Annotated in this window: 20 protein-coding genes; 8 read left to right on the forward strand and 12 right to left on the reverse strand. The window is 69.7% G+C overall.

Translation table 11 applies throughout. The annotated features are described in order from the left end of the window. Positions 1 to 60: 60 nt before the first annotated feature. On the reverse strand, positions 61 to 1,557 hold the full coding sequence (locus tag DMC61_RS34285; RefSeq protein WP_125694573.1) for a CoA-acylating methylmalonate-semialdehyde dehydrogenase: 1,497 nt from the start codon (positions 1,555 to 1,557) through the stop codon (positions 61 to 63). A 143-nt stretch (positions 1,558 to 1,700) separates the two neighbouring features. Between DMC61_RS34285 and DMC61_RS34290 the strand changes: the two genes are divergently transcribed. Continuing rightward, the gene (locus DMC61_RS34290; protein ID WP_125694575.1) at positions 1,701 to 3,323 is read left to right on the forward strand and encodes a PucR family transcriptional regulator ligand-binding domain-containing protein; all 1,623 of its coding nucleotides are present in this window, start codon (positions 1,701 to 1,703) and stop codon (positions 3,321 to 3,323) included. 59 nt (positions 3,324 to 3,382) lie between these two features. Beyond that, positions 3,383 to 3,748, forward strand: a complete 366-nt coding sequence (locus tag DMC61_RS34295) for an SSI family serine proteinase inhibitor (protein ID WP_016332451.1) — start codon at positions 3,383 to 3,385, stop codon at positions 3,746 to 3,748. 119 nt (positions 3,749 to 3,867) lie between these two features. On the opposite strand, the gene DMC61_RS34300 is transcribed toward DMC61_RS34295, so the two are convergent. The 3 genes from DMC61_RS34300 to DMC61_RS34310 form a co-directional block, all read right to left on the reverse strand. Then, positions 3,868 to 5,469, reverse strand: a complete 1,602-nt coding sequence (locus DMC61_RS34300; RefSeq protein WP_125694577.1) for a DUF4153 domain-containing protein — start codon at positions 5,467 to 5,469, stop codon at positions 3,868 to 3,870. Positions 5,470 to 5,538: 69 nt separating this feature from the next. Then, positions 5,539 to 6,564 (reverse strand): HAMP domain-containing sensor histidine kinase, encoded by a 1,026-nt coding sequence (locus DMC61_RS34305; RefSeq protein WP_016332449.1) that lies wholly within the window; start codon positions 6,562 to 6,564, stop codon positions 5,539 to 5,541. Beyond that, positions 6,561 to 7,244 (reverse strand): response regulator transcription factor, encoded by a 684-nt coding sequence (locus DMC61_RS34310; RefSeq protein WP_063274640.1) that lies wholly within the window; start codon positions 7,242 to 7,244, stop codon positions 6,561 to 6,563. The genes DMC61_RS34305 and DMC61_RS34310 overlap by 4 nt, the downstream gene beginning before the upstream one ends. Before the next feature lie 241 nt (positions 7,245 to 7,485). On the opposite strand from DMC61_RS34310, the gene DMC61_RS34315 reads away from it, so the two are divergent. Genes DMC61_RS34315 through DMC61_RS34330 form a run of 4 tightly spaced genes read left to right on the forward strand, consistent with a single transcriptional unit; the run spans position 7,486 to position 12,235 of the window. Next, positions 7,486 to 9,057 carry an NCS1 family nucleobase:cation symporter-1 gene (locus DMC61_RS34315; RefSeq protein WP_125694579.1) on the forward strand — a complete coding sequence of 524 codons (1,572 nt, stop codon included), beginning with the start codon at positions 7,486 to 7,488 and terminating at the stop codon, positions 9,055 to 9,057. Then, positions 9,008 to 9,850 carry a nitrilase-related carbon-nitrogen hydrolase gene (locus DMC61_RS34320; RefSeq protein WP_016332446.1) on the forward strand — a complete coding sequence of 281 codons (843 nt, stop codon included), beginning with the start codon at positions 9,008 to 9,010 and terminating at the stop codon, positions 9,848 to 9,850. Before DMC61_RS34315 ends, DMC61_RS34320 begins: the two co-directional genes overlap by 50 nt. Continuing rightward, on the forward strand, positions 9,850 to 11,235 hold the full coding sequence (hydA, locus tag DMC61_RS34325; RefSeq protein WP_125694581.1) for a dihydropyrimidinase: 1,386 nt from the start codon (positions 9,850 to 9,852) through the stop codon (positions 11,233 to 11,235). The genes DMC61_RS34320 and hydA overlap by 1 nt, the downstream gene beginning before the upstream one ends. 10 nt (positions 11,236 to 11,245) lie before the next feature. Further along, positions 11,246 to 12,235 (forward strand): TIGR03842 family LLM class F420-dependent oxidoreductase, encoded by a 990-nt coding sequence (locus tag DMC61_RS34330; RefSeq protein ID WP_125694583.1) that lies wholly within the window; start codon positions 11,246 to 11,248, stop codon positions 12,233 to 12,235. Between the two features lie 60 nt (positions 12,236 to 12,295). On the opposite strand, the gene DMC61_RS34335 is transcribed toward DMC61_RS34330, so the two are convergent. Beyond that, on the reverse strand, positions 12,296 to 13,786 hold the full coding sequence (locus DMC61_RS34335) for an FAD-dependent monooxygenase (protein ID WP_125694585.1): 1,491 nt from the start codon (positions 13,784 to 13,786) through the stop codon (positions 12,296 to 12,298). Positions 13,787 to 13,960: 174 nt separating this feature from the next. On the opposite strand from DMC61_RS34335, the gene DMC61_RS34340 reads away from it, so the two are divergent. Further along, positions 13,961 to 15,424 carry an alpha/beta hydrolase gene (locus tag DMC61_RS34340; protein WP_125694587.1) on the forward strand — a complete coding sequence of 488 codons (1,464 nt, stop codon included), beginning with the start codon at positions 13,961 to 13,963 and terminating at the stop codon, positions 15,422 to 15,424. A 187-nt stretch (positions 15,425 to 15,611) separates the two neighbouring features. Here DMC61_RS34340 and DMC61_RS34345 read toward each other — a convergent pair whose 3' ends face one another. The 3 genes from DMC61_RS34345 to DMC61_RS34355 are packed head-to-tail and all read right to left on the reverse strand — an operon-like array spanning position 15,612 to position 18,129. Then, positions 15,612 to 16,847, reverse strand: coding sequence for a serine hydrolase (locus tag DMC61_RS34345; protein WP_125694589.1), 1,236 nt, complete (start codon positions 16,845 to 16,847; stop codon positions 15,612 to 15,614). 10 nt (positions 16,848 to 16,857) lie between these two features. Continuing rightward, on the reverse strand, positions 16,858 to 17,658 hold the full coding sequence (locus DMC61_RS34350) for a siderophore-interacting protein (protein WP_199750165.1): 801 nt from the start codon (positions 17,656 to 17,658) through the stop codon (positions 16,858 to 16,860). Between the two features lie 30 nt (positions 17,659 to 17,688). Next, complete coding sequence (locus DMC61_RS34355; RefSeq protein ID WP_125694591.1) at positions 17,689 to 18,129, reverse strand: SgcJ/EcaC family oxidoreductase; 441 nt, start codon at positions 18,127 to 18,129, stop codon at positions 17,689 to 17,691. Between the two features lie 112 nt (positions 18,130 to 18,241). On the opposite strand from DMC61_RS34355, the gene DMC61_RS34360 reads away from it, so the two are divergent. Continuing rightward, positions 18,242 to 18,922 (forward strand): TetR/AcrR family transcriptional regulator, encoded by a 681-nt coding sequence (locus DMC61_RS34360; RefSeq protein ID WP_016332438.1) that lies wholly within the window; start codon positions 18,242 to 18,244, stop codon positions 18,920 to 18,922. Here the strand turns inward: DMC61_RS34360 and DMC61_RS34365 are convergent. The 4 genes from DMC61_RS34365 to DMC61_RS34380 are packed head-to-tail and all read right to left on the reverse strand — an operon-like array spanning position 18,919 to position 22,800. After that, entirely contained in the window at positions 18,919 to 19,938 is a 1,020-nt protein-coding gene (locus tag DMC61_RS34365) for a GNAT family N-acetyltransferase (RefSeq protein WP_125694593.1), read from the reverse strand. The genes DMC61_RS34360 and DMC61_RS34365 overlap by 4 nt on opposite strands. Next, on the reverse strand, positions 19,932 to 20,975 hold the full coding sequence (locus DMC61_RS34370) for a GNAT family N-acetyltransferase (RefSeq protein ID WP_125694595.1): 1,044 nt from the start codon (positions 20,973 to 20,975) through the stop codon (positions 19,932 to 19,934). The genes DMC61_RS34365 and DMC61_RS34370 overlap by 7 nt, the downstream gene beginning before the upstream one ends. Further along, on the reverse strand, positions 20,972 to 22,075 hold the full coding sequence (locus tag DMC61_RS34375) for a hypothetical protein (RefSeq protein ID WP_125694597.1): 1,104 nt from the start codon (positions 22,073 to 22,075) through the stop codon (positions 20,972 to 20,974). Before DMC61_RS34375 ends, DMC61_RS34370 begins: the two co-directional genes overlap by 4 nt. Continuing rightward, positions 22,075 to 22,800, reverse strand: coding sequence for a hypothetical protein (locus tag DMC61_RS34380; RefSeq protein ID WP_125694598.1), 726 nt, complete (start codon positions 22,798 to 22,800; stop codon positions 22,075 to 22,077). Before DMC61_RS34380 ends, DMC61_RS34375 begins: the two co-directional genes overlap by 1 nt. Positions 22,801 to 23,080 lie beyond the last annotated feature (280 nt).

Here is a 23,080-nt window from a genome sequence, read left to right on the forward strand (position 1 = left end):
CCCCTTCCTTGCGCCTGGCGCAAGGAAGGGGGCCTTCATGTACTTCAAGAGCGACGGGCATCAGCTGTTGCGCGGGAACCCGAGGTTCACCCCGCCCTGCGAGGGATCCGGCCACCGCGACGTGACGACCTTCGTCCGCGTGAAGAAGTGGAACCCTTCCGGCCCGTAGGCGTGGCTGTCCCCGAACAGCGAGTCCTTCCACCCGCCGAACGAGTAGTAGCCGACCGGCACCGGGATCGGCACGTTCACGCCGACCATCCCGACCTCGACCTCGTTCTGGAACCGCCGCGCGGCCCGGCCGTCGTTGGTGAAGATCGCGGTGCCGTTGCCGTAGGGGTTGGCGTTGATCAGCTCCAGCGCCGCGTCGTAGCCCTCGGCCCGAGCGACCGCCAGCACCGGCCCGAAGATCTCGTCGGTGTACACGGACATGTCCGGGGTGACCTGGTCGAACAGCGTCGGGCCGAGCCAAAACCCGCCGTCCTCGCCGTCGACCTCGATACCGCGGCCGTCGACGACGAGCCGGGCGCCCGCTTCGACCCCGGCCTCCACATAGGACTCGACGCGTTCGTGGTGGGCGGCGGTGACGAGCGGCCCCATCTCCGAGGTGGGCCGCATGCCGTCGCCGACGCGCAACTTCTTGATCCGCTCGGCGATCTTCGCGACCAGTTCGTCGCCGACCGGGTCGACGGCGACCACGACCGACACCGCCATGCACCGCTCCCCCGCCGAGCCGAAGCCCGCGGACACGGCCGCGTCGGCGGCGAGGTCGAGGTCGGCGTCCGGGAGGACGACCATGTGGTTCTTCGCGCCGCCGAGCGCCTGCACGCGTTTCCCGTGCCTGGTCCCGGTTTCGTAGACGTACTTCGCGATCGGCGTCGACCCGACGAACGAGATCGCCTTGACGTCGCGGTGTTCCAGCAGCCCGTCGACGGCCACCTTGTCGCCGTGCAGGACGTTGAGGACGCCGTCGGGCAGGCCCGCCTCGGCGAACAGTTCCGCGATGAACACGGCCGCGGACGGATCCTTCTCGCTCGGCTTGAGCACGACGGTGTTGCCGCAGGCGAGCGCGTTCGGCACGAACCACAGCGGGACCATCGCCGGGAAGTTGAACGGCGAGATCACGCCGACCACGCCCAGCGGCTGCGAGATCGAGTACACGTCGACGCCGGTCGAGGCGTTCTCGCTGAACCCGCCCTTGAGCATCTGCGCCGCACCGCAGGCGTACTCGACGTTCTCGATCGCTCGCGCGATTTCGCCCGCGGCGTCGGATTCGACCTTGCCGTGTTCGCCGGTGACGATCTTCGCCAGTTCGTGACGCCGCGCCGAAAGCAGCTCACGGAAGGCGAACAGCACCCGGGTGCGCCCCGCCAGCGAGGTCCCGCGCCAGCCCGGCAGCGCCCGGGACGCGGCGGCGACGGCGGCGTCGACGTCGTCCTGCGCGGCGAAGGCGACCTTTGCCCGCACCTGGCCGGTGGCCGGATCGAACACGTCACCCGATCGTTCGCTCACGCCTTCGCACGGTTTGCCGTCGATCCAGTGGTTGATGCGGTCGGTCACGGGTTCCGCCTTCCTGGTGCTGATGCCTGCTCCCGGTCGAGTCTGGGTGCGCGCGCCACACCGACGCCATCGTCAACGTGTACGGACTCCCGGTCCCGCCCGTACAGTCTGTCCCCAGCGTTGTCGAACCGGGTGGGAGGCCGATGTACCCGACCGTCGCCGAGGTGCTCGCGCTGCCGGTGCTGCGTCAGGGCAGGCCCCATGTGGTGGCGGGGGCGGCGGGGCTGGACGCGCCGGTCCGCTGGGCGCATGTCGCCGAGGTCGCGGACATCGCCCCGTTGCTGCGGGGCGGAGAACTGGTGCTCACCACCGGGGTCGCGCTGCCCGACGACGGTGCCGCGCTGGCCCGGTACGTCGGCGACCTGGCGGGGATCGGGGTCGCCGGGATCGTCGTCGAACTGGTCCGGCATTGGAGCGAGAAGCTGCCGCCCGCGCTGGTCGACGCCGCGGACCGCCACGGCGTCCCGCTGATCACCCTTTCGCGCGAGACGCGCTTCGTGTCGGTCACCGAGGCGGTGAACGGGCTGATCGTCGACGCCCAGGTCGACGAACTGCGCGCGGCCGAACGGGTCCACGAGACCTTCACCGCGCTGACCATCGCCGGCGCCGAGCCGGGCGAAATCCTGCGGGAGGTCGCGCGGCTCACCGAGCATCCCGTGGTGCTGGAGACGCTGTCGCACGAGGTCCTCGCCTACGACACGGCGGGCACCGACCCCGGCGAACTGCTGCCCGGCTGGCCGACCCGATCACGGCCGGTGCAGGTCGGCGAGCGGACCGGCTACCACCAGGGCGCGGGCTGGCTGATCACCGTGGTCGGCGCGCGCGGGCACGACTGGGGACGGCTGGTCGTCGTCTGCGGGGATCCGCCGCCGCACCGGCACGTGGTGGTCGCCGAACGGGCCGCGTCCGCGCTCGCGGTCCACCGGCTGGTCGCCAAGGACACCGACAGCCTCGAACGCCAAGCGCACCGCGCGATCCTGACCGAACTGCTGGCGAACCCGGTGCCGCCCGCCGAACTGACCGCGCGGGCCTCCGCGCTGGGTGTCCCGCTGACCGGACGGCTGCTGGTCGGGGTCGCCGTGCGGCCCCGGATCACGGTGACCGCCAAGACCGCGCAGTCCACCCCGGTGCTGCTGCGGGAACTCGCCGAGGCGACGGTGCTCGCCGCGCGGCACGCCAAGGTGTCCGCGCTGGTGGCCACCGACGACACCCAGGTGCGCGCGCTGATCGCGCTTTCGCCGGAGGCGGGGGTCGACGCGGTCCTGCGACGGCTGGCCACCGACGTCCACGAGGCCCGCGCCGGAGCACCCGCCGTGGTCGCGGTCGGGACCACGGGCAGCGGGCCCGCCGAAGCGCGGCGGACGCTCGTCGAAGCCGCGCAGGTCGCCGCTGCAGCGCTCGCCGAGAACGTCGAACGGCTGGTCCACCGGCTCGACGACGTCCGGTTGCGCGGACTGCTGCATCTGCTGGCCGGCGACGAACGGATCACCGCGTTCGCCGCGCGGGAGCTCGGCCCGCTGCTGAGCCGGGACGCCGCGCAGGGCAGCAGACTCGTTCAGGCGTTGAGGCATTACTGCGAGCACGGTGGCAACAAGTCCGCGGCGGCGGCCGCGGCGCACACCTCCCGCACCGCGTACTACCAGCAGCTGGCCCGGATCGAGCAGGTACTGGGCGTGCGGCTCGAAGATCCGGAGTCGATGCTCTCGCTTTATGTCGCTTTGCTCGCCCACGACATTCGAAAAGCGGACGACCACACGTCCGGGTGAGCAAATCTCACCCGAGCGTGGAACACAGTGATCGGGCCACGTCAGCCGATAGGGTTGATATGGCTTTCTTCGAACCGATCGGCGCCTGCGTGCTCGCGCTGGCCTGTATGGCCCCGGCGCAACCCGCCGAATCCACGTTTCAGCTGACCAGCCACGACACCAGGGGCCGGATCGGCACCGTCTCGCTCACCTGCGGGCCCACCGGGGGTTCCCACCCCACGCGCGGGAACGCCTGCGGCAAACTGTCCGAAGTGGACGGAGAGTTCGGCAAGCTCCGGCCGGAACCGCGGGCCTGCACCCTCGAATACTCGCCGGTGGACGTCTCGGCGGTCGGCAAGTGGCGCGGCGAACCGGTCACCTTCCGCACCTCGTACGCCAACCGGTGCGTCGCCGACGCCGAGTCGGCCGGCGTCTTCACCTTCTGACCGAGACATTTCCGTCGAGGTGACCGCCGGACCTCCCCCTCGGTGGCCCGGCGGCGCCGTTCACCGCCGCCTTGATCGCCCTCACCCCCAAGAGGGCGATCAAGGCCGTGGGTCACGGCTCAAGGACGGGTCAGGTACCGGCAACCGATCCCGTCCTTCGCGGTAACGGGGGTCTGACGCGCGAGGGACCGGCTCAGGTTCCATTCGCGCCAATCATCTTCCGGGATTCCCCGCACGACCGGTCCGAGCACACAGGACCGCAGCGGTTCGGGGAGCCGGTCGGCCGACGGCACCACGTCGGCGGAAAACCTTGACAGGTAAGTGGTGTCGAGTGTCTTGCCGTGCGCGAGCCGGTCGATGTTGCGGTCGGCGATGAACCGTTCCGGATCGAGCACGGCCAGCCCGAGCAGTGCCGCGACGGCGGCCCCGATGGCCGCACGTGGCAGCCAGGCCGACCGCAGTGGGACCAGCGATACGAGTACCAGCACGAAGATCAGGCCGATCCAGAGTTCGCAGACCTCGACCAGCAGCCGCAGCACGGTGAACCCGTACGCCTGCTGATATGTCCACATGCGATTCAACGCCGACGCGACCAGCACCAGGCTGAGCACGCTCAGCGAGCCGAGCAGCCCGCGCTGCCAGGCACGATCGGCCACCGAGGTCTTCGGTGCCCAGCGCAGCGCGGCGGCGACCAGCAGCAGGGTCAGCACGGTGATGGCGGACAGCTGCCAGAAGCCGCTCCTGGCGTACTCGGCCGCCGTCAGGCCGCTCGTGGCCAGCAGGTATTCGGTGCCGCCGAACAACACGACCAGGCGGACCACGACGAAGCTCGTGAACAGCAACACCAGCACACCCAGCGGCAACGTCCATTCGAGCCGGTGCGCGAGCCGTTTGCGCGGGGCGTCGTCGTCGGCGGGCAGCGGGGGCGCCGCCAGCAGATAGCACGCCCCGGTGACGGCGAACGCGGCCACCACGAACAGGAAACCCCAGCGCACGAAGGTTCCCGGGTTCAGCTCGGGGATCACGGCGTCGACGACGCTCGCGAACGCGGCGTCCGCGCCACGCAGCAGCGGGACGAACACCAGCAGCAGCAAGGCGCTCGCCAGCACCGGCACCAGGAACCTCGGCCGCGTCCGGCCTTCCTGTTTCTTTCCGAGCTTCCTGAGCCCGCGCCCGACCCAGGGGATCGAAAGCAGTGCTTCGATGGGGACCGCGAAGACGTCGTAGACGATCGTGTTCACGGTGCGTTTCCCGACCACCGCGAGGGATCCCGCGACGAAGGCCGCCAGCACGCACAACACGTTCAGCCAGACCGACGCGCGGAACATGCCGACGGCGAGCAGACCGAGCGCCGCGGCCGCCCACAGCGCGTTGACCAGCCGGAAGTGTGGTTCGGCGTCGCCTCGGGCGCGTTTGTCGGCGAAGTAGACGGCCACCGCGAAGGCGAGCCCGGCCACGAACCAGCCGGCCCCGGGGTCGTCCGGCATGACGAAGGCGGTGACCAGCCCGGCCGCGACCGCCGCGGGCAGCACGGAGGCGGGCAGCGGGACGATCGCCGACTTCGGCGGCACCCGTGGCCGCATCAGCACCGGCACGGGCGGTACCGGCGGGGCGGGCGGCAGGGGCTTGGGCGGCAGGGCTCCGTCGGGCATGGTCGGAGCCATCGTGCTCGTCGCCTTCGGGGGCGACGCGTGCGCCTGTTTCTCCTGATCTTCGCTCATCGAATCCTCCAGTTTGCGAAAGCACATACCGTTGGCCGTGTTCGGCCGCCCGGAAAAGCGGCCAGGGAGTTAAGGAACGGGGATCACGACGCGGATGACACAGCCCGGCCGTCCTTCGGGGGTGACGACGGCGATGCTGCCGTCGTGCAGGTCCACCACCCACCGCGCGATCGCGAGCCCGAGACCGGTGCCCCCGCCACCGGCCCGCTCACCGCGGGTGAACCGCTCGAACACGCTGTCCCGCTCCCCCGGCGGGATGCCGGGGCCCTCGTCTTCGACCTCGATGACGACGTCGGCCTCGCGGGCCTCCGCCCGCACCCGGACCTCTCCCCCGGCGGGTCCGTGCCGGACGGCGTTGTCGAGCAGGTTGACCACGACCTGGTAGAGCCGGCCGCGGTCGGCGACGGCGGTCGCGCCGGGCGGCTGGACGTCGACGGAGAACCGCACGCCGCGACCGGTGACCCCCGCTTCGGTGGCGACCTCCTCCAGCAGCAGTTCGAGATCGAACTCCTCCAGCTGCAAGGGGAACGCGCCCGCGTCGATGCGGGAGAGATCCAGGAGTTCCGAGACCAGCCTGCCGAGGCGTTCGGTCTGCTGCAGCGCGGTCTTCAGCGTCGCCGGATCGGGTTGGGCGACCCCGTCGACCAGGTTCTCCAGCACCCCGTTCAGCGCGGTGATCGGGGTGCGGAGCTCGTGGGAGACGTTCGCGATCAGCTCGCGGCGGCGCTGGTCCGAGGCGTCCAGGTCGGCGGCCATCTGGTTGAAGGCGTGCGACAGCTCGCCGACCTCGTCGCGGGCGGTCGCGCGGACCCGCCGGGTGTAGTCGCCCTTGGCCATCGCGCGGGCCGCGGCGGTCATCTCCCGCAGCGGCCTGGTCATCCCGTGCGCCAGGATCTGCGAGGTGACCACGGCCAGCACCATGGCGGCGATCGTGGTCCGCGGCGGCAGCCAGCCGATCTGCCAGTTGAAGAAGGCGAACGCGATCCCGCCCGACGACACCAGCAGGATCGCGAGCTTGAGCTTGATGGAGCGGACCGGGTCGAGCGGTCTCGGGAGCGCGTCGACCACGCGGCCGAGCAGCGGGCGGAGCTTCACGATCCCACCTCCAGGGCGTAGCCGACGCCGTGCACGGTGCGGATGAGGTCGGCGCCCAGTTTGCGGCGCAGCGCCTTGATGTGGCTGTCGACGGCGCGGGTGCCCGAACCGGTGCCCGCGACGTCCCAGTCCCACACCTCGCTGAGCAGCCGTTCCCTGGGCTGCACCGCCCTCGGGCGTTTCGCGAAGTGGACGAGGAGGTCGAACTCGATCGGCGTCAGCTGGGCCTGGGTGCCCGCCCGAGTGACCCGCCGCTGGTCGACGTCGATTTCGAGGTCGCCGAGCACGATCTTCGTGCCCGTTTCCCCGCCGTCGGCGCGGGCGGACCGCTCGACGCGGCGCAGCAGCGCGTGCACCCGCGCCGAGAGCACCCGCATCGAGAACGGCTTGGTGAGGTAGTCGTCGGCGCCGACGCCGAGGCCGATCAGCATGTCCGTCTCGTCCGACCGGGCGGTCAGCATCAGCACCGGGACCGGGCGGCGGGCCTGGATCCGGCGGCAGACTTCCAGCCCGTCGAAGCCCGGCAGCATCACGTCGAGCACCACCAGGTCCGGCTCGCGCTCGGCGTCGGTCTCGACGCCGGAAGGGCCGTCGTGCGCCAGGTCGACCGAGAATCCTTCGGCCCGCAAACGCGCGGCGATGCTCTCCGCGATGGTCACGTCGTCCTCGACGACCAGCACCCGGCGTCCTCCCAGTTCCATGGGGATGACTGTAGGCATCGGCCGTGGAGACCATCCGGGTGAGCTGTGGAGATCCTGTGGAGATGTTTCGGCCGGTTTGCCGGATCACTACGTCCGTGTGTGTGACGCACGTCATGCACCAGTGGCCTTCGAACGCAATCGACAGTCTGCGTTCCGACGCCATCAACAGTGAACAGTCTGCCAGTCCCACCCGCGCGGCGCGGGCGAGCACGATTCCGCAATGGAGCCGACGGCACGCGGTACGCAGCACGTGCATCCTGATGGCCGGGTGGAACTCGGCGAGGTCGAGTCCTTGAAGGACAGCCGCTTCTACAACGAAGAACTCGCCCCGGTCCCGGTCGAAAAGCGGACCTGGACCACGTACACCTACTTCGCGCTGTGGATGGGCATGGCGCACAACATCCCGTCCTACGCGCTCGCGGCGTCGCTGATCGCGCTCGGCATGGACTGGGTGCAGGCGCTGCTCACGATCACCATCGGCAACCTGATCGTGCTGATCCCGATGCTGCTCAACAGCCACGCCGGGACGAAGTACGGCATCCCGTTCCCGGTGTTCGCCCGCGCCTTCTTCGGGATGCGCGGCGCGAACCTGGCGGCGTTGCTGCGGGCGTTCATCGCGTGCGGCTGGTTCGGCATCCAGACCTGGGTCGGCGGCGAGGCGATCTACATCATCGTCGGGCGGCTGGCGGGTTCCGGGTGGAAGGATTCCACCGTCGTCCTCGGTCAGCACTGGACGCTGTGGCTCTCGTTCGGCCTCTTCTGGCTGTTCCAGATGCTCATCATCTGGCGCGGCATGGAGGCGGTCCGCCGGTTCGAGAACTGGACGGCGCCGCTGGTGTCGGTCGGCTTCCTGATCCTGCTCGGCTACGTGCTGGTCAAGGCGGGCGGTCTCGGCCCGATCCTGTCCGAACCCGGGAAACTCGGCTGGGGGCCGGACTTCTGGAAGGTGTTCGCCCCGGCGCTGATGGCGATGATCGCGTTCTGGTCGACGCTTTCGCTGAACATGCCGGACTTCACCCGGTTCGGCGGCAGCCAGGGCAAGCAGGTCCGCGGCCAGATACTCGGCCTGCCGACCACGATGACGTTCATCGCGATCGTGGCCATCCTGACCACCTCGGGCGGCAGTGTCCTCTACGGCGAGCAGATCTGGGATCCGGCGAAACTGGCCGACCGGTTCGATTCCCCGGTCGTCGTGGTGGTCGCGCTGATCGCGCTGGTGCTGGCGACCGTGTCGGCGAATCTCGCGGCGAACGTGGTCAGCCCGTCCTACGACTTCTCCAACGCCTTCCCGAAGAAGATCACCTTCGCGGTCGGCGGCCTGATCACGGGCATCATCGGCATCGTCATCCAGCCGTGGCGGCTCTACTCCGACCCGAATATCTACATCTTCGCGTGGCTCGGCTTCTACGGCGGCCTGCTCGGCGCCGTCGCCGGGGTGATGGTCGCCGGCTACTGGGTCGTCTACCGCACCAAGCTGCGCCTGCGGGATCTGTACACCGAACGCGGCGTCTACTGGTTCAACGGCGGCTGGAACTGGCGCGCGCTCGTCGCGACACTGGTCGGCGCCGTGCTCGCGGTCGGCGGCGCGTACGGCGGGCCGTTCCCCGCCGACGGGCTGATCCCGTTCCTGAAACCCCTCTACGACTACAACTGGGTCGTCGGCCTGGCGGGCGCCTTCGTCGTCTACCTGCTGCTGTCCCTGCCCGAACGCAAGCGCACCACCGAAATCGAGGAGGATGCAAGTGAGCGACGTGGTCCGAGCCGGATTGATCCAGCAGCGGTGGACGGGTGACAAGGAGTCCATGATCGCGAACGCGGTCGAAGCCATCGGCAAGGCCGCTTCGCAGGGCGCGCAGGTCGTCTGCCTGCAGGAGTTGTTCTACGGCCCGTATTTCTGCCAGGTGCAGGACACCGACTACTACTCCTACACCGAAGGCATCCCCGACGGGCCGACGACGAAGCTCATGCAGGAGGTCGCCGAACGCCACGGTGTCGTGCTGATCGTCCCGATGTACGAGGTCGAGCAGCCCGGCGTGTACTACAACACCGCCGCGGTGATCGACGCGGACGGCACGTACCTCGGCAAGCACCGCAAGAACCACATCCCGCAGGTGAAGGGCTTCTGGGAGAAGTTCTACTTCCGGCCCGGGAACATGGGTTACCCGGTGTTCGACACCGCCGTCGGCCGCATCGGCGTCTACATCTGTTACGAGCGGCACTTCCCGGAGGGCTGGCGCGCGCTGGGGCTGGCCGGGGCGAAGATCGTGTTCAACCCGTCGGCGACCAGCCGCGGCCTGTCGGAGTACCTGTGGCGGCTGGAGCAGCCGGCGGCCGCGGTCGCGAACGAGTACTACGTCGGCACGATCAACCGTGTCGGGGTGGAACCCTTGGGCGACAACGACTTCTACGGACAGTCCTATTTCGCCGACCCGCGCGGCCAGCTCGTCGGCGAAGCCGCGTCCGACACCGAGGAGGAGATCGTCGTCCGCGATCTCGACATGGGGAAACTCGCCGAAGTGCGGGATCTGTGGGCCTTCTACCGGGACCGGCGTCCCGACAGCTACGGACCTCTCGCGGAGGCGTGATGACCACCCTCATCAGCGGCGGGCAGGTGCTGTCCACGATGGGCGCTTCGGCGGCGGACGTCCTCGTCGACGGCGAGACGATCTCGGCCGTGGGCGCCCCCGGCACGCTGGGGCCCGCCGACGAGACCATCGACGCCACCGGGAAGTATGTCCTGCCCGGCGGGATCGACGCGCACACCCATATGGAGATGCCGTTCGGCGGAACGCATTCCGTCGACACCTTCGGCACCGGCACGACGGCGGCGGCGTGGGGCGGGACGACCACGATCATCGACTTCGCCGTCCAGGCCAAGGGCACCTCCCTGTTGGCCACCATGGACAAATGGCACGAGAAGGCCGACGGCAACTGCGCCATCGACTACGGCTTCCACATGATCGTCTCCGACGTCAACGACTCGTCCTTGAAGGAGATGCAGGCCTGTGTCGACGGCGGGGTCGGCAGCTTCAAGATGTTCATGGCGTATCCGGGGGTGTTCTACTCCACGGACGGCGAGATCCTGCTGGCGATGCAGAAGGCGCGCGAGATCGGCGCGACGATCATGATGCACGCGGAGAACGGCATCGCGATCGACCAGCTGGCCGCGCAGGCGTTCGCGGCCGGGAAGATCGACCCGGTGCAGCACGGGCTCACCCGGCCGCCGGAACTGGAGGGCGAGGCGACCTCGCGCGCGATCCAGCTCGCCAAGGTGACCGGCGCGCCGCTGTACATCGTGCATCTCTCGGCGTCGCAGGCGCTGGCGGCGGTAGCGGAAGCACGGAACGAGGGGCAGAACGTCTTCGCGGAGACGTGTCCCCAGTATCTGTATCTGTCCATTGAGGACTTGGCGAAGCCCGATTTCGAGGGCTCGAAGTACGTCGCCTCTCCCCCGTTGCGCGAGAAGTCGCATCAGGCGGATCTGTGGCGGGGGCTGCGGACCAACGATCTGTCGGTGGTGTCGACGGATCACTGCCCCTTCTGTTTCAAGGACCAGAAGGAACTCGGCCGCGGCGACTTCCGCGCGATCCCGAACGGGATCCCGGGCGTCGAGCACCGGATGGACCTGCTGCACCAAGGGGTCGTGGCGGGAGAGCTCACCCTCGGCCGCTGGGTCGAGACCTGCTCGACCACCCCGGCACGGATGTTCGGGCTGTACCCGCGCAAGGGTGTCATCGCGGCGGGTTCGGACGCGGACATCGTCGTCTACGACCCGACGGCGAAGCAGACCCTCTCGGTCGAGACACATCACATGAACGTGGACTACTCGGCCTACGAGGGCATGGAGATCACCGGCAAGGTCGACACGGTGCTCTCGCGCGGGCGTGTGGTGGTGTCGCCGTCCGGCTTCTCGGGCAGTACGACGCACGGGAAATTCCTCTCGCGCGACCTGAACCAGTACCTGAACTGAGGCGGCCGCCATGGATTTCGGGATAGTGCTCCAGACCGATCCGCCCGCGCGCGATCTCGTGCGGCTGATGAAGGCGGCGGAGGATCAGGGTTTCCGCTACGGCTGGACGTTCGACTCGTGCGTGCTGTGGCAGGAACCGTTCGTCATCTACTCGCAGATCCTCGCGGCGACGTCGTCGATGATCGTGGGCCCGATGGTGACCAGCCCGGCCACCCGGGACTGGTCGGTGATGGCGTCGACCTTCGCCACGCTCAACGACATGTACGGCAACCGGACGGTGTGCGGGATCGGCCGCGGCGACTCGGCGCACCGGGTGGTCGGTATGCCACCGTCCACTTTGGCCACGGTGCGCGAATGCATGCACGTGGTCAAGGAACTGACCGAGGGACGCGAAGTCCTGTTGCGGGACAAGCCGGTGCAGATCCCGTGGATCCGCAACGGCAGGCTCGAGATGTGGATGGCGGGATACGGGCCCAAGGCGCTGAAGACGGTCGGTGAACACGCCGACGGCTTCATCCTGCAGTGCGCCGATCCCGCGATCGCCCGGTGGACCATCGGTTCCGTCCGCGAGGCCGCTCGCGCGGCGGGGCGGGATCCGGCCGGGATCACGATCTGCCTCGCGGCCCCGGCGTACGTCGGCGACGATCTGGCGCATCAGCGGGAGCAGCTGCGCTGGTTCGGCGGGATGGTCGGCAACCATGTCGCGGATCTCGTGGCGCGGTACGGCGATTCCGGGCCGGTGCCGCACGAGCTGACCGACTACATCCGTGAGCGGCAGGGCTACGACTACTCGCACCACGGGCGGGCCGGCAATCCGTCGACCGATTTCGTCCCGGACGAGATCGTGGACCGGTTCTGCCTGCTCGGGCCGTCGTCAGCGCACGTCGAGCGGCTGGAGGAGCTGGCTTCGCTCGGTGTCGACCAGTTCTCGCTCTACCTGATGCACGACCAGCGCGAGGAAACCCTGAAGCGCTACGGCTCGGAGGTCATCAACCGCTGACACCCGCATTTCGTCCTCTGAATGCGGGAGAACGCATTCAGAGGACGAAATGCGTGGGGGTCAGGCGCCGAACCAGGTGGCGAGGGACTCGCGCAGGCCGTCGGCGTCGTCGCCGGCCCAGGCGACGTAGCCGTCCGGGCGGATCAGGAGGACGTCGGCGGGCCTGTCTTCGGCCTTCGCGGTGTGGACGTCGGCCCGGCCCTGCGCGAGATCACGCAGATCGGGCCGTCCCGCGAGGTCGAGCAGCACCGGCCGCGCCCCACGCAGCAGCCCGGCGACGCTGGTCGCCCCGTCGTCGGTCTCCAGCGCGAGATCCGGGACGAACCTGCCGGCGAGCGCGTGCGGGGAACCCGGCATCGGGTAGCGCGTGTCGGTCCCGGCCACGTGGGAGGCGAGGCGTCGCGCGGCCGACTCGTCGTCCAGCAGTTCCTGGAAGACCGCGCGGAGCGCTTCGGCGGCTTCGTCGTGCCCGCGCCGCAGCCCCACCTGCGCCCGGGACTGCAACAGCGCACGCGCACCGGCGGCGTGCCGTTCCGCGTGATAGGTGTCCAGCAGTCCTTCCGGCGCCCGGCCCTGGATCTCGGCGGCCAGCTTCCAGGCGAGGTTGACCGAGTCGGACATGCCGACGTTGATCGCCGTGCCGGTGGAGGGCAGCAGGTGCGCCGCGTCGCCCGCCAGCAGGATCCGGCCTTCGCGGTAGCGCTCGGCCTGGCGGGCGGAGAACTGGTAGCGCGAGAGCCGGACCGGTTCGCCCAGCGGGACGTCGCCGCCGAGCACGCGGCGGATGCTGTCCCCGAGTTCGGTCAGGGTCATCGGCACGTCGTCGTCGATCTCGCCGGGATCGTCCTCCGTGGTCTGGATGAACACGATCCCCGGCGTCAGCGAACCGAGCGCGAACACGCCGGTGCCGGTGCGGGTGAAGCCCGCCTTGATCCGGCCCAGCTCCGGGGTTTCGATGTCGCCGTTGTCGTGCACGGTCAGCCCTTCGGGGATCTTGACCTGTCCGATCCGGTTCACCTCCGGATAGGTGGTGCCGGGGAAGCCGATCCCCGCCATCGACCGGACGGGGCTGCGCCCGCCGTCGCACCCCACCAGATACGGGGCGGTGACCTCGTACGATCCCTCGGGTCCGCGCACCTCGGCGGTCACCGACACGTCGTCCTGGCGCAGCCCGACGACTTCGTGCCCGCGACGCACTTCCGCGCCGAGCTCCGTGGCGTGCTCCTCCAGCAGCCGCTCCAGCGACTGCTGCCGGACCGAAAGCGCCTTCAGCGGCGGCTCGTCGAACTGGGTGAGGTCGACGTGGACCCCACCGAAGGGGAAACGGTGCGGCGGCACGGGATCGGTGACGAGCCCCCGCACCTTCTCCAGCAGGCCGCGATGATGCAGCAGGTCCAGGATCTGCCCGCTGAGGCCGTGGGCCTTCGGAGTCTTCCCCTGTTCCGGCCGCCGTTCCAGGACCAGCGGGCGCGCACCGGCCAGCCGCAGTTCGGCGGCCAGCATCAGACCGGTCGGGCCGGCACCCACGATGATCACGTCGACGTCCGTCAAATCTTCACTCCTGTTCGGCCTGTTCTGGCTACGGCCGAGGATTCTGCGGCACCACCGGGGTCTTGCCGCAAGCCCCCCGGTGCGCTATATGTTGAACATGGAGGGGCTTACCCCACCATTTTTCCGGGTGCGCGCACCAGGGATCGTGCGTCCGCGAGGCGAGACGCTCGCCTGGTGACCAGAATCCGCGTCGCCGCCGCGCTCACACTTTCCGCACTCGCCGCCCTGACGATCACGCCCGCGGTTTCGGCCGCGCCGAAGGGCCTCGCCTGGGGTCCTTGCCCGGCCGGATCGCCACCGGGCTACGACTGCGCCGAGATCGAGGTCCCGTTGTCCTATCAGGACCCTGGCGGACCGCGGATCACGATCGCGCTCGGTCGTCTCCCCGCCACGGACCAGAAGCACAAACGCGGCACCCTCTTCACCAATCCCGGCGGCCCCGGGAATCAGGGCCGCTTCAGCAGGTTCCAGACGCCGTCCCTGCACCGGCAATTCGACATCGTCGGCTTCGACCCGCGCGGTATCGGCGCCAGCACACCGGTCCGCTGCTTCACGTCCGACGCCGAAACCGAGCCGCTCAAACGAATCCTGGGCACGTTCCCGATCACCGCCGAACAGGAGGCCCGGCATTTCGCCGACGCCCGTGAGGTCACCGCCTCCTGCGGCCGCAACGCCGGGCCGCTGCTGAACCACCTGTCGACCGCGAACGTCGCCAGGGACCTCGACAGGATGCGCCAAGCCGTCGGCGAGCCCCGCCTGCGTTACTACGGGCTTTCCTACGGCACCTACGTCGGCGAGGTGTACGCCAACCTGTTCCCGCATCGTGTCGGCGCCTTGGCACTGGATGCCGTCGACGATCCGATCGCCTGGTCCACCGGACACCGCCCGGAGGACGCGAACGTTCCGTTCAGCACCAGGCTCGGCGGTTTCCGCGACGCGGACCGTGCGCTGCAGGCCTTCCTCGACACATGCGCGGCCGACGTCCGGTGCGCGTTCCGTGAGCCGGGGACGGATCTGCGGGCCAAGTACGACGCGCTCCTCGACCGGCTCGAAACCACGCCGGGACCGGTCACCTACCAGGAGGTCATCCGGCGGACCCACCACGCGCTGACCGACGAGGCCCATTCGCCCGCGCTGGCGCAGTTCCTGCAGTCGGTGACGAAACCCGTCGCGGCGAAGGCCATCGCGACACCGTTCGATTCCGCGATGGGTGGCGGCGGGACGATCTGCGCGGACACCACGAATCCGCGTGACCCGGCCGCCTGGCCCCGTGCTGCCCGCGCGGCCGACCGGGAAGGCCGCGGTTTCGGTTCGTACGACACGTATCTCTCCCTGCCGTGCGCCTTCTGGCCCGCTACCGACGAGGCGCGGTACACGGGGCCGTGGAACCGGCCGACCGCGCCGATCCTGTTGCTGGCCAACGGCAAGGGCGACCCGGAAACCCCGTACGCCGGGGCGAAGCGCACCGAACGCATCCTCGGCAACGCCCGGCTCCTGACGCTGGACGCCTGGGGGCACGGCGCGTTGAACCGCAGCGCCTGCGTCGACGCGGCCGTCGACGCGTACCTGACCCACGGACGTCTTCCGGCACGCGGCACCGTCTGCGCCCCGGATCACGCGCCTTTCGACGCCAGGTAGGCCAGGGCGGTGTCCTCGTCAGCGAGCCCGTTCGACGACAACATGTCCGATCGGTGACGAAACGGGCGATTCCGCCGAGGGGTCGTGAGTGGCAATGGTCGTTCCAACCCTCATTGCCACTCACGACCACACAAAGCACCCAGCCCGGGCACCATGATCCGCACCTGCCCGCGGCGCATGGCTCCCCTCAGTCGAGCAAGGCCTGATACACCAGGTTCCTCAATTCGACCCGGATCGGGTAGGTCGACGACGGCAGCAACTGGGTGAAGAACAGGACCGTGATGTCCTCGTCCGGGTCGACCCAGAACGCGGTGCTCGCCGCGCCGCCCCAGGCGAACTCCCCGGCGCTGGCGAGCGTCTTGGCCTTCACCGGGTCGTCGAGTACGGAAAAGCCCAGCCCGAAGCCGAAACCGTCGTACGGCGCCTCGGAGAACCCGGTCCGTCCGCAGGTCTCCAGATCCACGCCGCCGGGCAGGTGGTTGGTCGCCATGAGCCGGAGCGTGCGCGGACCGAGCAGGCGGACGCCGTCGAGCTCGCCGCCGCGCACCAGCATCTGGGCGAACCGGTGGAAGTCACCGGCCGTGGAGACCAGCCCACCACCGCCCGAGAAGCACGTGGGCGCGACACGGCCGACGGCGCCCATCTCGTCGTGACGGAACGGCGCCTTCGTCACCGGATGCGGCACGTAGAGCGCGGCCAGTCGGTCGAGGGCGCCGGGGTCGGCCTGGAAACCCGTGTCGTGCATGCCGAGCGGGGTGAAGATCCGCTCGGCGAAGAAGACGTCGAGGGGTTGCCCGGAGACGACCTCGACGAGCCTGCCGAGGATGTCCGTCGCGACCGAATAGTTCCACTCCGAACCCGGCTGGAACAGCAACGGCAGCCTCGCGATCGCCTCGGAGACACCCGCCAGGTCGAGCCCGGGCGCGGTGCCGAAATCGAAGCCCGCCTCACGGTAGAGCGCGTCGACCGGATGCGTGCGGTGGAACCCGTAGGTGAGCCCCGCGGTGTGGGTGAGCAGATGCCAGACCCGGATCGGTTCGGCGGCGGGCACGGTCGCCTGCTTCACCGACGAACCGGCCGCGTAGACCCGCGGCTCCGAGAACTCCGGCAGCCAGCGGGAGATCGGATCCTTGAGGTCGACGAGCCCCTCTTCGACGAGCATCATCGCGGCGACCGACGTGACCGGCTTGGTCATCGAGTAGATGCGCCAGATCGTGTCGGTCTCGACCGGCAGCCCGGCTTCGACGTCGCGCTGCCCGTTCGCCGCGAGATGCGCGACCTTCCCGTTCCTGGTCACCACGGCCAGATACCCGGGGAGCCGGTTCCGGTCCAGGTACCCGTCGAAGTGCTGGTCGATCCGTCGCAGCCGCTCCGCGTCGAAACCCACCTCGGCCGGGTCGACGTCCACCTTCAGCTCGATCATGCGACCGAGGCTACGCGTTCCGTTCGGCCTGTTTCTCCAGTCGCCACGCCTCGTCGGTCTTCCCGATCCGCCAGTATCCGGAGATCGACAGCAGGTCGCGCCGCATGCCCCGGTCGTCCAGCAGATGACGCCGCAGGTCCCGGACGAACCCGGCCTCGCCGTGGACGAAGGCCTGCACCACACCTTCGCGCCACTCGAGCGCGCGGACGGCGGCGGCGAGATCGTCGCCCCGGCTCCGGTGCAGCCAGGTGATCCGCGCGTCGCCCTTGGTGGTCAGCGACTGCTCTTCGGCGGAATCCTCGACGAGGATGAACGCGTGCACGGGAACACCCGCCGGCATCGCCTCGAGCGAGGCGGCGATCGCCGGCAGGGCGCTCTCGTCACCGGCGAGCAGATGCCAGTCCGCCTCCTCGCCCGGCGCGTACGCCCCGCCGGGCCCGGAGATCAGCAGCTCGTCGCCGGGTTTCGCGGCGGCGGCCCACGGTCCGGCGACCCCCTCGTCACCGTGGTGGACGAAGTCGAGCACCAGTTCGCCGAGGTTCGCGTCGAAGGCGCGGACGGTGTAGGAGCGCATCCGCGGCCACTGCTCGCGCGGCAGCTCTTCACGGATCCGCGCCAGGTCGAACGGCTCGGGATAGCTGACGCCGGGCACCCGGAAGTGCACCTTGACGTAGGCGTCGGTGAAGTCGTTGGGCCGGAACGAACCGATCTCCTCGCCCCCGGCGACGATCCGGACCATATGCGGGGTGATCCGCTCGGTGCGCAGCACCCGCAACCGGGTCGTCGACACCGCTCTCCGCGCCTCGGCCATCCACACTCCCTCTTTGTGACTTAGGTGAACCTAACCGAGCGTACGCCTCTCCCCGCCCATCGGGACACCGGCGGCCGGATCGCTCACCCTGGTGTTCTGGAAGGACGCGACCCGCCAGCCGCCGGACTCCTCGACGAGGACGTACGTCAGCGTCGATTCCCGGCCCGGCACGGGTTCGCCACCCGAGAGCGAGGACCCACCGCCGGACACGACGATCGCGACGTCCGGCCGGACGAACCGGACCTTGGGCTCGCCGCCGCCCGAGACCAGTTTCGACCCGCGGAGCGGCCCCTCGAACAGGGCACGGTGCGCGCTTTCGATGGTCGCGCGGCCCGGCATGTTCATGCCGAAGAAGGTCACGTAGTCGGCGTCTTCGGTGAAGTGCGAGGCGTATGCGGCCGCGTCGCCCGCGTTCCAGGCGTCGGCGAGCTCGCCCAGCACGGCCAGCACTTCGTTCTGTCGATCGGTCATGGCTTCCTCCAGTTAGACGAACGCTGTTCGTTTGACGAACACCGTTCTACAGACGAACGCTGTTCGCGTCAAGTAGAGTTCCCGGCGAACCCCGGATCAGGAGGCGAACGAAGTGAGCAGGCCCCGGCGTCGCGCCGAGAAACCCGTGCTGTCCCAGGAGCTCGTGGTGAAGACGGCACTGGACCTCCTCGCCCGTGAAGGGCTGGAGGCAGTGAGCATGCGGTGTGTGGCCAAAGCGCTGGAGACCGGCCCGGCGTCGCTCTACGCCCATGTCGCGAACAAGGAAGAGCTCCACGAGCTGATGGTCGACCACGTGCTCGCCTTCGGCCCGTTCCCCGAACCCGACCCGGATCGCTGGGTCGAACAGGCGAAGGATCTGCTGCGCGACAACGTGCGCGCGCTGACGTCGGTCCCCGGGATCGCCAAGATCGCGTGGGCCATCCCCGTCCCGGTCGGCGCGAACGCCCTGCAGCAGGCCGAAGCGATGCTCGCGGTCCTGCGCGCCGGCGGCCTCGACCTCAAGCGGGCGCTGTTCGCCGCCGACGCTTTATGGCTCTACGCCAAGGCTTTCGCCTACGAAGGCGCCGGCTGGCAACACGGCGACATCGACCTCGCCGAGCAGGAACAGCGCGGCAGGCGGATGGTGGAGTACATGACGTCGTTCCCGCCCGGGGCCTTCCCGAACCTGCTGGGCGCGGGCGAGTACTTCACCGCGGAGACCGCGCAGGAGCGGTTCGAGTTCGCCATCGACCTCTTCCTGCGCGGCTTGGCCTCCGCGCCTCGTGAGGCTTAGAGCAGCGCGACCGCGGCCGCGTACTGCGGCACCAGATGCGCCCCGAGCGAGGCCTTCATCTCGGACATCTTCTTGCCGAACACCACCTGCGGCCGCCCGGCCCCGATCGCCCAGCGCACCACTTCGCCGTAGAAGTGGAAGTACAGATTGGGCCGCCCGCCGAGTTCCGGCGGCAGCGCCGCCCAATGCCGCGCGACCGGCAGCGCCGGGTGGTCGAGCAAGGTCGCGATGGCGATCGCGCGACCGGTGGCGATCTCGCGGTACTCGATGACGTGCACGTCCGGCTGCCGCAGCAGCGCGCCGACGTAACCGACGAACGCCGGCAGCGGCACGATCGGCACATCGTGGTGTTTGGTTTCGTTGTACCGCAACAGTTCCGCGATCTCGACCGGATCGGCCTCGGCACCCGGCCGCACGCGCACCGCGAGCGACGGATCGGCCTCGACGGTGCGGAAGATCTTGCGCAGGTTCTGTTTGCGCTTCCTGGCCAGCGAGTGCATCCAGTCGTCCCGGCTCGAGAACGGCGAGACGTCGAGGACGGCCACGTCCTCCGTCCGGCGCACCATCTTCAGGCCGCGGACACTGTCCACTCCGGACTCTCCGACCTGACGCACCAGCAGTGCGCGCAGGCCGAGGCCGAGTTCCGCGCGCATGGCGGGGACGAAGGTGTCCAGCAGCCTGCCGACGCCGCCGTCGCCGTCCTCGCCGTCGAACCACCAGCCCGGCATCGCCCCCGCGCCCGGGGAGCGGACGTCGAGCCCGCCGAGCCGCCCCCGTCCCGCCGTGCGGGCGAACCGGTGCCGCCGGGTGAGTCCGGTGACCCACGCGGAGCTGACCACGCCCCGCGGTTCGCCGTCTTCGAGCAGGATCGTGACCGGCTGTTCGGTGCGCGCCGCCCAGGACTGGGTGGTGAGCACCTCCCAGCTCCAGTCCGCACGCAGTCCCGCCTTGTCCCGCAACGCTTTCCAGTACGCGGGTTCCGGGTCACGGCGGGGGTCCAGCACCTCGATCACCATCGCGTCACCGGTCTCGGCACGATGACCCCGAGCAGCGGGACCGGCTGGAAACCGAGCGTCGCCTTCAGATCGGTCAGGCCCCGGCCCATGGACAGGGACTTCCGGTTGCCCTCGATCATGTAACGCACGTTCCGGACGACGGCCTCGAAGTAGAGGTGCTTCGGCCGTCCCTCCTCCGGCGCGAGCGCGGCCCAATGCTGGTGCAGCGGCGCGACGGGGTGGTCGAGCACGTTGGTGAACGCGAGCAGCCTGCCTTCGCCGTCGTGGTAGGTCGAGGTGATCACGTCCGGTCTGCGCACGAGTTCGCCGAGGTATTCGGCGGTGACCGGACCGCGCCGGTCGAACTTCACCGGTCCCATCCGCTCGCGGTGCTCCCGCAGCAGGGTCGCCAGTTCCAGGGCGTCGAGGTCGGTGCGGGCGGCTTCGGTGCGGACGATCACGTCCGGGTCGGCGGCGATCTTCTTCGACTGGCCGCGCAGGCTCAGCCGCCTGCTGCGGCGCAGCGACGCGAGCCAGCCGTCGACGTCGACGAACCGGTTCTCCAGCACCGATGTCGGCATCGTGTCGCGAACGGGCCTGCCCCGTCCGGTCAGCATGGCGAGCGACTCCGGCTCGACGGTCCGGTAGAGCACGCCGACGCACCCGGGCCCGGTGAAGCGGCAGACGGCCCGCTCGAACCGGCGCATGATCTCCCGCCGGTCGGCCGCGTCGAGGCCGTCGGCGAACAACCACGGCGGATATCCGGAAAGCCACGCGTGCTGCACCTCGACCCAGCGCGGTCCCAGCCGGGCCACGCCGCGCACGGCGCCGGGGCCGTCCGGGGAGATCGGGGCGCACAGCATCGCCAGCACCGCGGCGACGATCTCGCCGCCGTCGCTGATCACGGTGAGCACGTTGGGGCTGCGCGAGAACCGGGACTCCACCCGCAGCAACCCGTAGTCCCACGGGACCGGGGCCTGCTGCGCGGCGAGGAATCCCGCCCAGCCCTCGGGTTCCGGGTCGGTCCGCGGGTCGAGTACCCGCACGTCCCAGGTCATCGGCCCAGCACCGGTCTCGGTACGGCGACCGACACCAGGGACCTGGTGCCGAAGCCGAGCGGGGTCTTGTTCTCCAGCATCGCCCGGCCCGCGGTCAGTTCGGGGCGCCGATGCGTGATCATGTGCTCCACTCCCCTGGCGTAGAAGTCGACATAGAGCCCTTTCCGTCCCCCTGCCGCGCTCGGCAGCGCGGCCCATTGGTGCAGCGCACAGCCGTCGTCGGCGTCGAACACCGTGCCGAAACCCAGCAGCCGCCCGGATCCGTCCCGGTAGGTACGGGTGAGGACGTCCGGGCGGCGGATCAACGCGTCCAGATAGGACGGTGCGATCGGGCTCCGGGTGTCCATGTGCAGCCCGCCGAACCGCGACCGTTGCCCGCCCGCCCAGGCCCGGTCGTCCTGCCTGCTCCGGTGGGCGTTGAGCAGCACGGCGAGCTCGTGGCAGTCCAGGTCCCGGCGGGCGGTGGCCGCCTCGGTGTGCAGGTCCCCGTCTGCCCGCAGTTCGTACAGTGTCTTCCGGGTCTCGTCGCCCAGTGCCCGTTCCCAATCGTCCACAGTGGAATACTCGTTGGCCAGCACGGCCGCCGGGTCGATCTCCCGGGACATCCGGCCTCGGCCTTCCAGCGCCGGGAGGAGCTCCGGGTTCATCGCGCGGTAGACCAGGCCCAGCAGTCCCGGGCCGAGGTGGGCGCACAGTGCCTGTTCGAACCGGCGGACCACTTCCCGCCGCTCGGCCTCGTCGAGCCGCTCGTCGAGCACACCGGCGGGATAGCCGCTGAGCTGCCAGAGGTAGGCCTCGGCCCAGCGCGGACGGAACCGTCCGCCGAAGACGGACAACGGCGCGAAGTCTCCCGCCCGCCAGCTTCGGCACACCATCACGGTGAACGCGCCGACGATCGTCCCGTTGCGGCGGAGCACCGCGAGCACCGCGGGATTCTTCGCCATCCAGGCTTCCCGGCGCAGGACGTCGTACTCCCAGACCGGCCACAACTTCGCCCGCCGCCGGAAGCCACTCCAGCCTTCGGGTTCGGCCGCGGTCCTCGGATCGAGCACGTCGACCTCGAACACGGTGCTTCTCGCCGTCGCCTTCGTCGTCCCCATCACGTGAGCACGACCGGCGTCCCGTGTCGCGGGCACGGCGCGATCTCACCGCGGACGCCACCGGCCGGGAGCACGTCCACGAACCGCGGGGAGTCCTGGCGCAGCAGGGTGAACGCGAGACCGCCCGTCGTCGGGCGCGCGTAGACGCGGGGCCAGTCGAGATGCCAGCGGCCGCATTCCTCGATCGCGCCGAGGTAACCCAGCGCCGGATCGTGGAGTACCCCGTACGGGCCGGAGTCCAGTGTGTCCAGTTCCCGTCGCGGTACGGATTCGACCCGGTACGCACGGTCTTCGGGCAAGGCCGCGGCGAAGGCGGCCAGTTGCTTGTCGTCGCCGACCGCGAGCACGCGACGGCCGCGGCGAAGCGCGGAGGACAGTTCGGCCAGCACGCTGGGCCCCGGGACGTCGGGATCCACCACACAGCACCGGACGCCGCGCGGCAGGTCCGACGGCGGCCGCACCCCGTCGCCGCCGAGCACGACGACCAGCGCGTCCCCGCTCACCGAACGTGCCTTACGCAGCACGGGACCCAGGCCCCGGCTCGGCTCGATCCGTTGCGCGCCACCGGCGAGCGGGACCAGGTCGACGATCTTGTGCACCGCCTCGGCCAGTGGCGCCGCGCCGGAATCCGTCCCGGTGCGACCCGACACCAGCACGGGATCCGTTCTGCCGTCGAGAGCCCAGCGTTCCCGGTAGAACGGCACCGTCGCGAAGGCCGACCGCACGGACCGCCGATAGGCAGCCCGCCAGGCAGCACTCACCCCCACAGTCCACATGGCGCGCAAGCCTGCGTCATCGACGCCGGTTTGGGAATACCCCGCGCCGGGTTCATCCGGTTTTCGGCCGACTTCCCACCTTTTCGACTGAGCTGAAAGGACGAACTTGCGGAATCCGCTGGCGGGAACAAAGCGAGTCTGCCTATAACACGGGAACTTTCGAGCCGGCACGACCTGCCGGACACCTGGGGCCAAGGGGACTCATGAACCGTGAAAACACAACGCGTGA

Origin of the sequence: Amycolatopsis sp. WAC 04169 (assembly GCF_003947535.1) — a bacterium.
Lineage (GTDB): Bacteria > Actinomycetota > Actinomycetes > Mycobacteriales > Pseudonocardiaceae > Amycolatopsis > Amycolatopsis keratiniphila.